At 67.1% G+C, this 9,845-nt stretch carries 12 protein-coding genes; 4 read left to right on the top strand and 8 right to left on the bottom strand.

The genetic code is table 11. The annotated features are described in order from the left end of the window. The first annotated feature begins 156 nt into the window (after positions 1–156). Positions 157–339 (top strand): CsbD family protein, encoded by a 183-nt coding sequence (locus IFT82_RS19980; RefSeq protein WP_192129887.1) that lies wholly within the window; start codon positions 157–159, stop codon positions 337–339. Positions 340–429: 90 nt separating this feature from the next. On the opposite strand, the gene IFT82_RS19975 is transcribed toward IFT82_RS19980, so the two are convergent. Then, on the bottom strand, positions 430–2,076 hold the full coding sequence (locus tag IFT82_RS19975) for a thiamine pyrophosphate-binding protein (RefSeq protein WP_192129889.1): 1,647 nt from the start codon (positions 2,074–2,076) through the stop codon (positions 430–432). 83 nt (positions 2,077–2,159) lie between these two features. Between IFT82_RS19975 and IFT82_RS19970 the strand changes: the two genes are divergently transcribed. Further along, positions 2,160–3,017 carry an oxidoreductase gene (locus IFT82_RS19970; protein WP_244647024.1) on the top strand — a complete coding sequence of 286 codons (858 nt, stop codon included), beginning with the start codon at positions 2,160–2,162 and terminating at the stop codon, positions 3,015–3,017. A 193-nt stretch (positions 3,018–3,210) separates the two neighbouring features. Here the strand turns inward: IFT82_RS19970 and IFT82_RS19965 are convergent, their stop codons facing one another. From IFT82_RS19965 to IFT82_RS19935, 7 genes are all read right to left on the bottom strand, one after another. After that, positions 3,211–3,702 (bottom strand): YaiI/YqxD family protein, encoded by a 492-nt coding sequence (locus tag IFT82_RS19965; RefSeq protein ID WP_192129886.1) that lies wholly within the window; start codon positions 3,700–3,702, stop codon positions 3,211–3,213. Between the two features lie 315 nt (positions 3,703–4,017). Further along, positions 4,018–4,710: a 50S ribosomal protein L1 gene (rplA, locus tag IFT82_RS19960; RefSeq protein WP_192129885.1), complete on the bottom strand. Its 693-nt coding sequence runs from the start codon at positions 4,708–4,710 to the stop codon at positions 4,018–4,020. Between the two features lie 3 nt (positions 4,711–4,713). Then, positions 4,714–5,145 carry a 50S ribosomal protein L11 gene (rplK, locus tag IFT82_RS19955; RefSeq protein WP_192129884.1) on the bottom strand — a complete coding sequence of 144 codons (432 nt, stop codon included), beginning with the start codon at positions 5,143–5,145 and terminating at the stop codon, positions 4,714–4,716. A gap of 218 nt (positions 5,146–5,363) precedes the next feature. Continuing rightward, complete coding sequence (gene nusG / locus IFT82_RS19950) at positions 5,364–5,900, bottom strand: transcription termination/antitermination protein NusG (RefSeq protein WP_192129883.1); 537 nt, start codon at positions 5,898–5,900, stop codon at positions 5,364–5,366. Positions 5,901–5,913: 13 nt separating this feature from the next. Next, complete coding sequence (gene secE / locus IFT82_RS19945) at positions 5,914–6,111, bottom strand: preprotein translocase subunit SecE (RefSeq protein ID WP_192129882.1); 198 nt, start codon at positions 6,109–6,111, stop codon at positions 5,914–5,916. A gap of 156 nt (positions 6,112–6,267) precedes the next feature. After that, positions 6,268–6,735: a cytidine deaminase gene (locus IFT82_RS19940; RefSeq protein WP_192129881.1), complete on the bottom strand. Its 468-nt coding sequence runs from the start codon at positions 6,733–6,735 to the stop codon at positions 6,268–6,270. Between the two features lie 40 nt (positions 6,736–6,775). Further along, positions 6,776–7,258: a UPF0262 family protein gene (locus IFT82_RS19935; protein WP_192129880.1), complete on the bottom strand. Its 483-nt coding sequence runs from the start codon at positions 7,256–7,258 to the stop codon at positions 6,776–6,778. A gap of 86 nt (positions 7,259–7,344) precedes the next feature. On the opposite strand from IFT82_RS19935, the gene IFT82_RS19930 reads away from it, so the two are divergent. Together IFT82_RS19930 and IFT82_RS19925 are read left to right on the top strand one after the other, a co-directional pair. Beyond that, the gene (locus IFT82_RS19930) at positions 7,345–8,829 is read left to right on the top strand and encodes a replicative DNA helicase (protein WP_192129879.1); all 1,485 of its coding nucleotides are present in this window, start codon (positions 7,345–7,347) and stop codon (positions 8,827–8,829) included. Between the two features lie 219 nt (positions 8,830–9,048). Next, complete coding sequence (locus IFT82_RS19925) at positions 9,049–9,750, top strand: hypothetical protein (protein WP_192129878.1); 702 nt, start codon at positions 9,049–9,051, stop codon at positions 9,748–9,750. The last annotated feature ends 95 nt before the right edge of the window (positions 9,751–9,845 follow it).

The following is a 9,845-nucleotide window of genomic DNA, read 5'->3' as shown; positions in this document are numbered from 1 at the left end:
CCATCAGGCGAATGACGCGCCGTATTGCTAAACTCGAATTATGAGTCGGGCTCTGAACGTTACGCAATTGTCACGGAACCCTGCCCCGATCCGGCCGTTAGTTAAACCAGATCAAGTCGATGCGGTGGGCGTGTCGGCAAAATAACGGAGGCTCTCATGGGTGAGTTCACGGACAAGGTTGCAGCAGCAGCCAACAAGGTCGTCGGCAACGTCAAGGAAGCGATCGGCGAGCACACCGATAACGACCGGTTGAAGGCCGAAGGCGAAGCGCAGCAGGTCAAGGGCACCGGGCAGGACGTCAAGGGTTCGGTCAAGGGTGCGCTCGGCGACAAGATCTGATCTTTGCGCTTATTGACTGAAAAGGCCGTCCCGGGAAACCGGGGCGGCCTTTTTGCTTTGGGACGTTCCGGTGAGTGAGATAATGACGAGTCAACGCCCTGCGGCGATCGCCGACAGCGTGGTGCGGTTGGTGATGATCTCGATATCGGTGCGACAATGCAGCACCCGGACCCCTGACAGCGTCTGTGCCTCGGCGAGGGCGGGGGCGAAATCCTCGGTATGGTCGACCGTCGCGGCCCATGCGCCATAGGCACGGGCCAGGGCGGCGAAATCCGGATTGGTCAGGGCCGTAGCCGCGATCCGGCCCGGAAACTCCCGCTCCTGATGCATCCGGATCGTGCCGTAGCCGCCATTGTCGACGATGATGACGAGGATATCGGCACCATGCTGGACGGCGGTGGCGAGTTCCTGTCCGTTCATCAGGAAACACCCGTCCCCCGCCAGCGCGACGACGCTTCTGCCCGGACGGCGCAGCGCGGCGGCGATCGCGGCGGGCAGGCCATAGCCCATCGCCCCGGCGGTCGGCGCCAGTTGGGTGCCCGGGCCGGCATAGGGCCAGTAACGGTGCCACCAGCCGGAATAATTGCCGGCGCCGTTGCAGATGATCGTATCGGCGGGCAGCATCTTTCGCATCGTCGCGACGCAGGGGCCGAGATCGAGCGTCACGCCGGCACGCGGGGCGGGGGTGGACCAGTCGAGCCATGCGGCATGGGCGGCCGCGCCCTCGGCCCGGAGCGACAGGTCGATCGCGGCCAGCGCCTCGGCGAAATCGGCCATCCCGGCGCAGATCGGCAGATCGGTGCGATAGACCATGCCCGGTTCGTGCGGATCGGGGTGGACATGGACCAGACGCTGGCCGGGATGGTCCGGCGTGACCAGCGTATAGCCGTCGGTGGTCGCCTCGCCCAGCCGGGCGCCGATCACCAGCAACAGGTCGGCGGCGCGAACCCGCTCGACCAGCGCGGGGGCGGGGCCGTAGCCGAGATTGCCGGCATAGACCGGGCAATCGTTGGCGACCGCATCCTGCCGGCGGAACGCGGCGGCCAGCGGGATACCGCTGCGGCTGGCCCAGTCGGCGACGCCGCGCGCGGCCGCGTCGTTCCAGTCGGCACCCCCGATGATCGCAACCGGGCGCTCGGCCGCGTCGAGCAGACCGGCAAGCTGTGCCATCGCGATCGGAGCGGCCGGCTGGGCCAGCCGCTCCACCCGGGGCCGGTCGGCAGCCTCGACCCGGTCGAGCAGCATGTCCTCCGGCAGCGCCAGCACGACGGGGCCGGGGCGGCCGTTCATCGCGGTGGCATAGGCGCGCGCGACATATTCGGGGATGCGCGCCGCGTCGTCGATCCGGGCGGCCCATTTCGCCATCGGCGCGAACATCGCCGCGAAGTCGATCTCCTGAAACGCCTCACGGTCGCGGGTGGCGCGATCGACATCGCCGATGAACAGGATCATCGGCCGGCTGTCCTGCATCGCGACATGCACCCCGATCGACGCATTGGTCGCGCCCGGCCCACGCGTGACGAAGGCGATGCCGGGTCGCCCGGTCAGCGTGCCGTCCGCACACGCCATGAACGCGGCTCCGCCCTCCTGCCGGCAGGTGACGAGATCAATGGCGGGCGTGTCGTGCAGCGCGTCGAGCACCGCCAGGAAACTCTCGCCGGGCACGGTGAAGATACGATCGCACCCTTGCACCACGAGTTGATCGACAAGGAGGCGGCCGCCGGTGCGCTGGGTCATCGCGGCACGATAGCCGATGGCGGCGGATGCGGGAACCGGGGCGGGGCGGCGATCATTGGCGGTGCCTGACGACAAGGACAAAGATGATGACGCTTCCTGCCGATCCCGTGTGGTTCATCACCGGCTGTTCGACCGGCTTCGGCCGCGCCCTGGCCGAGCGGGTGCTGGCGCGCGGCTGGCGCGTGGTGGCGACCGCGCGCGATGCGGCGCGGGTCGCCGATCTGGCCGACGGCGCGGACGACCGCGTGCTGGCGGTGGCGCTCGACGTGACCGATCCGGCGCAGGTCGCGGCGGCGGTGACCACGGCGGAGGCCCGGTTCGGGCGGATCGACGTGCTCGTGAACAATGCCGGCTATGGCTATCAGGCGTCGATCGAGGAGGGCGAGGACGACGAGATCCGCGCGCAGTTCGAGGCGAACGTGTTCGGCCTGTTCGCGCTGACGCGGGCGGTGCTGCCGGGGATGCGGACACGGGGCAGCGGGCATGTCATCAACATCACCTCGGTCGCCGGGCTCGTCGGGTTCCCGGGATCGGGCTATTATGCCGCGTCGAAACATGCGGTGGAGGGCTTCACCGATGCGCTGGCGGCCGAAGGGGCACCGATCGGCATCCGCGCGACCTGCGTCGAGCCGGGGCCGTTCCGCACCGACTGGGCGGGCCGGTCGCTGCGCCAGACGCCGGTGCGGATCGACGCCTATGCGGAGACCGCCGGGGCGCGGCTGGATTCGACCAGGGGGTATAGCGGCACCCAGCCAGGCGACCCGGTCCGCGCGGCGGCGGCGATGATCGCGCTGGCCGAGGAGGAGGCGCCGCCCCGGCACATGGTGCTGGGCGCGTTCGGGATGGACGCGGTGACCGATCGGCTGCGCGCCCGGCTGGCCGAGATCGAGGGACGGCGCACGGCGAGCGTGGCGACCGATTTCCCGGAGGGGGAAGCCTGAAGCAGGATGACATCGGTGTAACCCGCCCCGTCGTTGCGAGCGTTGCGAAGCAATCCAGCGCCGGACCAAGACGCCCTGGATTGCTTCGCTCCGTTCGCAACGACGAACAGCCGGTTCAACCTGATGTCATCCGGCTCTAGAATGCTTTGCTACGCTCGCCACGACGGATGGGTGGGTTTCATGTCATAATGCCTTACCGGTTCAGCTTCACCAGCGCCGCGTCGAGCGCGGAGAGGAAGCGGGAACGGTCCGCCTTGGCGAAGGGGGCGGGGCCGCCCAGTTGATCGCCGCCCGCGCGCAGATCGGCCATGATCGCGCGGGTGGCGATGGCGCCGCCGATCGAGGCGGTGGTGAAGGGCTTGCCGGTGGGTGACAACACCGTCGCGCCCGCTTTCAGGCAGCGATCGGCGAGCAGGATGTCGGCGGTGACGACAACCGATTTCGCATCGGCCGCCTCCGCGATCCAGTCGTCGGCGGCATCGAATCCGTCGCTGACGACGATGCGCGAGACGAGCGGGTGGGCGGGCACGCGCAGATGCTGGTTGCTGACGATGACCACCGCGACGCCGATCCGCCATGCGACGCGGTAGATTTCGTCCTTCACCGGGCAGGCATCGGCATCGACGAGGATGCGGCGGGGGTCGGGGATGACGGGACTCCTGGGTTTTCCGGCGCGGGATGACATAGCCTGACCTGCCCCGTCGTTGCGAGCGTAGCGGCGCAATCCAGGGCGTCACGCGCCGGGCTCTGGATTGCTTCGCTGCGCTCGCAATGACGGGATGGGGCCGGGCAAGGCGATCCGGTTGGCGATGGCGGCGAACCGGGTGCCCCATGCGAAAAGGGCCGGGGGTTAGCCCGGCCCTTTCGTTTTCATCCGGCTGAGGCCGACATGGGAGCAAGTCCCATGTCGTCAGTCGTGGGCTTTGCCCGCGCTGGCCGGCCGTGCGCGTGTGCCTTTGGCGCAGCGGCGCGCAGCTTGTGCTGCGCGCCTCGCTTCGGCTTACGCGCCGGCGACTTCCGCCGTGTCAACGCGGATGCCGGGGCCCATCGTCGACGACAGCGCGATCTTGCGGACATACTTGCCCTTCGCGCCCGACGGCTTCGCCTTCACGACCGCATCGACCAGCGCGTCGAAGTTCGCGCGCAGGTCCTCGGCCGGGAACGATGCCTTGCCGATGCCGGAATGGATGATGCCGGCCTTTTCGACGCGGTATTCGACCTGACCGGACTTGGCGTCCTTGACGGCCTGCGCGACGTTCATCGTCACGGTGCCCAGCTTCGGGTTCGGCATCAGGCCCTTGGGACCCAGCACCTTGCCGAGGCGACCGACGACGCCCATCATGTCCGGGGTCGCGATGCAGCGATCGAAATCGATCGTGCCGCCCTGGATGATCTCCATCAGGTCTTCTGCACCGACCACGTCGGCCCCGGCCTCACGCGCCTCGTCCGCCTTCGCGCCGCGCGCGAACACGCCGACGCGCACCGTCTTGCCGGTGCCCTTGGGCAGGTTCACCACGCCGCGGACCATCTGGTCGGCGTGACGCGGATCGACACCCAGGTTCAGCGCGACCTCGATCGTCTCGTCGAACTTCGACGTGGCGTTCGAACGGGCCAGCGCGATCGCCTCGTCGACACCGTGCAGCGTCTCGGGGTTGATGGCGTTCGCCTTCTGCTTCTTGCTCAGCTTGGCCATGGATCAGCCCTCCGTCACTTCGAGGCCCATGGCGCGGGCCGAACCTTCGATGATCTTCGTTGCCGCCTCGATGTCGTTGGCGTTCAGGTCCTTCATCTTGACCTGTGCGATCTCGGCGAGCTTGGAGCGCGCGATCTTGCCCGCGGACACCTTGCCCGGCTCCTTCGAACCCGACTTCAGGCCGGCGGCCTGCTTGATGAGGAAGGTCGCCGGCGGCGTCTTCGTCTCGAAGCTGAACGAACGGTCGGCATAGACGGTGATCTTGGTGGGGATCGGCGTCCCCTTGGCGATATCCGTCGTCGACGCGTTGAACGCCTTGCAGAATTCCATGATGTTCACGCCGCGCTGACCCAGCGCCGGCCCGATCGGCGGGGCGGGCTTCGCATCGCCGGCAGGAACCTGCAGGTTGATGTAACCTGTGATCTTCTTTGCCATTGTCTCTCTGTTCCAAGTTTAGCGGTTCGAACGGACGCGAACGTCCTCCCGCGAGGCTATCCGGTGCAGATGCACGGGAAGGGGGCGCGCTTAGACGAAAGCGCGGTGGGGGGCAAGGTGGAGCGCCGGCGGCCGCGCCGCGGCAAAGCCGCGTCGTGACGTCGGACGGAACCGCTTTCGCGGCCCGCCGGCCGGCGTTCGCAAATAAGGCTTCAGCCTTACTTGCTCCGCTCGACCTGCTCGAAATTCAGTTCCACCGGGGTGGCGCGGCCGAAGATCGACACGCTGACCGATACCTTCGACTTGTCGAAGTCGAGCGATTCCACGGTGCCGTTGAAGCTGGCGAAGGGGCCTTCCAGCACCTTGACCGCGTCGCCGATCTCGTAATCCACCTTGACCTTGGTCTTCGGCGCGGCGGCGGCCTCTTCCTTGGAATTCAGCATCCGCGTCGCTTCGGATTCGCTGATCGCCTGGGGCTTGCCCATCGAACCGAGGAAGCCGGTCACCTTCGGCGTGTTCTTGACCAGGTGGTAGACCTGATCGGTCATGTCGAGCTTGGCGAGGACGTAGCCGGGCATGAACTTGCGTTCGACCGCGATCTTCTTGCCGCGACGGGCCTCGGTCACGGTTTCGGTCGGCACCTCGATCTGCTCGACGAGACGGTCGAGCCCGAGCCGGGTCGCTTCCGCCATGATCGCGTCGCGGACCTTGCCCTCGAAGCCCGAATAGGCGTGGATGATGTACCAGCGCGCCATCGTGCGTTGTTCCTTACTGCGCGAGCTTGAGCAGGGCGTTGACCACCGCGTTGAAGAACGAGTCGACACCCAGGAAGAACAGGGCGAGGATCGTGGTCATGATGACGACCATCAGGCCGGTCATCCACGTTTCCTTCCAGGTCGGCCAGGTGACCTTGCGGGTCTCCGTCTTGACCTGGTTGATGAACTCCATGGGGGTCGTCTTCGCCACGTACCGTCACGCCCGCTAATCTGTTTGGTCGATCGGGAGACATGAACCCAGCCGCCGTTTCCCTTGTCAGGGGAACCGGCGCGGGGGATCATCCTCGCTGTCGGATACGCCGCCACTTAATCCCCTCGCGCCCGATGCGCAAGGGTGCGGGCATCGTCACGCGATGCCGAGATCGGCGGGGCCGAAGGCGTGGGGCAGCAGGTCGGACAGCCGATAGCTGGTCACCACATCACCCTCCGCCGCGCCACAATGCACGGGCAGGTCGCGGCCGCCGAGCTGTGCCGCCTCGTTCAGCACCTGACGGCAGCGGCCGCATGGGCTGACCGGCACGGTGCCGGTGGGGCGGCCGGCATCGTCCATCGCGCCGCCGATCACCGCCACCGCCGCCACGTCGCGCAGGCGACCCGCGGCGGCGGCGGTGGCGATCGCGACCGTCTCCGCGCAGAGCGACAGGCCGTAGCTGGCATTCTCGACATTGGCGCCGGTGATGACGCTGCCGTCGGTCATCAGCAACGCCGCACCGACCGCGAAGCGCGAATAGGGGGCATGGGCATTCAGCGCCGCGACGCGGGCGGCCTGCACCAGCGCGGGAACGGCGTAGTCGGAAGCGATAAGATCGGTCATGATGTCGGTTGAGGTTCCGGTTGGCGAATGTCGGCGGCGATCAGCCGCGCAGATAGAGGACGCAGATCAGCGTGAACAGGCGGCGGGCGGTGTCGAAATCGACCTCGATCTTGCCCTCCAGCCGTTCGCGCAGCATTTCGGCCGCCTCGTTGTGGACGCCGCGACGAGCCATGTCGACGGTTTCGATCTGCTGCGGGGTGGCGCGGCGGATCGCCTGGTAATAGCTGTCGCAGATCGCGAAATAGTCCTTGATCGGCCGGCGGAACCGCCCGAGCGCCAGGACCAGCGTTTCCAGATGCGCCCCGTCCTCGCGGTGGATGTGAATGCCGAGACGGCCTTCCTCGGTCTGCAGCTTGATCCGGTACGGGCCGGCATAGCCATCGGCATGGACCCGCTGCGGCGCGAAATGATTCTGCTCGATCAGGTCGAAGATCGCGATGCGGCGTTCCTGATCGACATCGGCCGAGCGCCAGCCGATGCTGCCCTCGTCCAGTTCGACGGCGATGATGCGCGGATCGGCCATGCCCCCGGATAGCGGCGTGTCCGCAAACTGTCACTGATCGTCACATGCCCTTTGAAGCGATGGAGTCGCGGGGGTATGGGCCGGGCATGGCAACCCTTGCATTCCCCGCGCCCGCGACTCCGCCCGCGCCCCAGCTTCCCCGCAACGTCGAGGCGGAGGCCGCGATGCTCGGCGCGATGATGATCGACAACCGGCTGGCCGACGATCTGGTCGACCGGCTGGAACCGGTGCATTTCTTCGAACCCGTCCACGGCCGCGTGTTCGCCGCGATCAAGACGCTGCGCGCCGCCGACATGCTGGCGACACCCGTCACGCTGCGCCCGATGTTCGAGGCGGACGAGGGGATGCGCGAACTGGGTGGTCCCGCCTATCTGGCGGGGCTGACCGGATCGGGCGCGGGGCTGATCGGCGCGCGGCAGTTCGCGCAGCAGATCTACGATTTGGCGATGCTGCGCGCGCTGGTGACGGTGGGGCGGACGCTGGTCGACCGGGCGATGGACACGTCCGAGGCGGTGAACCCGCGCGCGCAGATCGAGGCGGCGGAGGAGGAGCTGTACAAGGTGGCCGGCGACGGCGGCGCGGAGAACGCGACCAAGACCTTCGCACAGGCCACGACGATGGCGGTCAAGATGGCGGAGCGCGCGCTGAATTCGGGCGGCAACCTGTCGGGCGTGACGACCGGGCTCGATTCGATCAACGCCAAGATCGGCGGCATGCACCACAGCGATCTGATGATCCTGGCCGGGCGACCGGGTATGGGCAAGACCTCGCTCGCCACCAACATCGCGTTCAACGCGGCGCGGCGCTGGATGCGCGACATGGCGGACGGGATCGCCCCGGCCGATTCGGTGGGCGCCAAGGTCGCGTTCTTCAGCCTGGAAATGAGCGCGGACCAGCTGGCGACGCGTATCCTGGCGGAACAGTCGCAGATCAGTTCCGAATCGCTGCGCATGGGCAAGATCAGCCGCACGGAATTCGGGCAACTGGCGGCGGCGGCGGCGGAACTGGAGAACCTGCCGCTGTTCATCGACGACACCGGCGGCCTGAGCATCAGCGCGCTGCATACCCGCGTGCGGCGCCTGCAACGGCGGCACAACAACGAAATCGGGCTGGTGGTGGTCGACTATCTCCAGCTGCTGACCTCAGGCACCAAGAGCGACAACCGCGTGCAGGAAATCTCCGAAATCTCGCGCGGGCTGAAGACGCTGGCCAAGGACATGAACGTGCCGGTGCTGGCGCTGTCGCAGTTGAGCCGCGCGGTGGAAAGCCGCGAGGACAAGCGGCCGATGCTGTCCGATCTGCGTGAATCGGGATCGATCGAGCAGGACGCCGACATGGTCTGGTTCGTCTATCGCGACGATTACTATCTGGCGATGAGCGAGCCGGAGATGCCGACCGCGGGCAGCAGCGCCGACGTGCAGACCAAGCACGCGATGTGGAGCGAACGCTATCAGGCCGCCGCCGGCCTGGCCGAGCTGATCGTCGCCAAGCAGCGCCACGGCGCGACCGGCAAGGTGACGATGAAGTTCGATCCCACCATCACCCGCTTCTCGGATTATGCCGGATACTGAACGGACGGGATACGCGCCGGCCGGTCAGGTGCATCTCGGCGTGGAACACCCGTTTCGGTTGGAAAGACAGGATTTTTCTTCGACGCCATACCTCATTTGGGGGATGTGACGTCCCGCCGGCCCGAGGCACGGAGATGCCGTCGGGGGATGCAGGGGAGGGGCTCGTGCATTGCCCGGATGTGATGGCCGTGGCGGACGCCCGGCCTACGGGAGGTATGCATGACCATATTGCGGGGGGCCGGCATCATGCTGGCGACGATGACGACGATGGCCGCCGGATCGGCCATGGCGCAGGATGCGGTACAGGGACCGGCCGATGGCGGTTCGACGATATTGGTGGCGGTGACGGCGGGAACGCTGGGGATCGGACCGGAAGCGGGCTGGCGCTTTTCGGACCATGTCGGCATCCGGGGTAACGCCACGTTTCTGGGTTTCGGCCGTGACCTGACGGTGGACGACAACGACTATAATGCGGAATTGAAGCTGAAGTCGTTCGGCGCGATGGTCGACGTCCATCCGTTCGGGGGCAGCTTCCGCGTATCGGGTGGCGCACGGATCAACCGCAACCGGGCCGGATTGTCGGGCGATTTCTCCCGGCAAGGCTCTGTCGAAATCGACGATGTCTCCTATTCCGGCGCGCAGGTCGGCATCCTGACCGGTCGCGCCCGGGTGAAGAAGGTCGCACCGGCCCTGACGCTGGGCTGGGCGGGGTCGAACCGGCGCGGCTTCACGTTCGGGTTCGAAGTGGGTGCCCTGTTCCAGGGCGCGGTGCGCATCCAGGAGTTCACGGCATCGGGATCGCTGCGCAACGACCCGACGTTTCAGGCCCGTCTTCGCAACGAACGCCAGAACGTGCAGGACGACGTGAACGACTACAAGGTCTATCCGATCATCCAGTCCTCGATCGGCTGGCGCTTCTGATCTGAGAGTTTGTTTGGAAACCCGCGAAAGAGCGAGTTTCGAAGGCGGTGCCGGCCCGCTCCCCCTCCCGGCCACCCATTCAGGATACGCTGTGG

Source organism: Sphingomonas sp. CFBP 8760, assembly GCF_014841615.1.
GTDB lineage: Bacteria > Pseudomonadota > Alphaproteobacteria > Sphingomonadales > Sphingomonadaceae > Sphingomonas.
Note: the sequence above shows the minus strand (reverse complement) of the source record. Positions and strands in the feature narration are given on the sequence as shown.

What these genes read in the sequence shown, in the direction of transcription:
- IFT82_RS19980 (WP_192129887.1), top strand. Translation starts at nt 157, where the DNA reads ATGGGTGAGTTCACGGACAAGGTTGCAGCAGCAGCCAACAAGGTCGTC.
- IFT82_RS19975 (WP_192129889.1), bottom strand. Translation starts at nt 2,076, where the DNA reads ATGACCCAGCGCACCGGCGGCCGCCTCCTTGTCGATCAACTCGTGGTG.
- IFT82_RS19970 (WP_244647024.1), top strand. Translation starts at nt 2,160, where the DNA reads ATGATGACGCTTCCTGCCGATCCCGTGTGGTTCATCACCGGCTGTTCG.
- IFT82_RS19965 (WP_192129886.1), bottom strand. Translation starts at nt 3,702, where the DNA reads ATGTCATCCCGCGCCGGAAAACCCAGGAGTCCCGTCATCCCCGACCCC.
- rplA (WP_192129885.1), bottom strand. Translation starts at nt 4,710, where the DNA reads ATGGCCAAGCTGAGCAAGAAGCAGAAGGCGAACGCCATCAACCCCGAG.
- rplK (WP_192129884.1), bottom strand. Translation starts at nt 5,145, where the DNA reads ATGGCAAAGAAGATCACAGGTTACATCAACCTGCAGGTTCCTGCCGGC.
- nusG (WP_192129883.1), bottom strand. Translation starts at nt 5,900, where the DNA reads ATGGCGCGCTGGTACATCATCCACGCCTATTCGGGCTTCGAGGGCAAG.
- IFT82_RS19940 (WP_192129881.1), bottom strand. Translation starts at nt 6,735, where the DNA reads ATGACCGATCTTATCGCTTCCGACTACGCCGTTCCCGCGCTGGTGCAG.
- IFT82_RS19935 (WP_192129880.1), bottom strand. Translation starts at nt 7,258, where the DNA reads ATGGCCGATCCGCGCATCATCGCCGTCGAACTGGACGAGGGCAGCATC.
- IFT82_RS19930 (WP_192129879.1), top strand. Translation starts at nt 7,345, where the DNA reads ATGGCAACCCTTGCATTCCCCGCGCCCGCGACTCCGCCCGCGCCCCAG.
- IFT82_RS19925 (WP_192129878.1), top strand. Translation starts at nt 9,049, where the DNA reads ATGACCATATTGCGGGGGGCCGGCATCATGCTGGCGACGATGACGACG.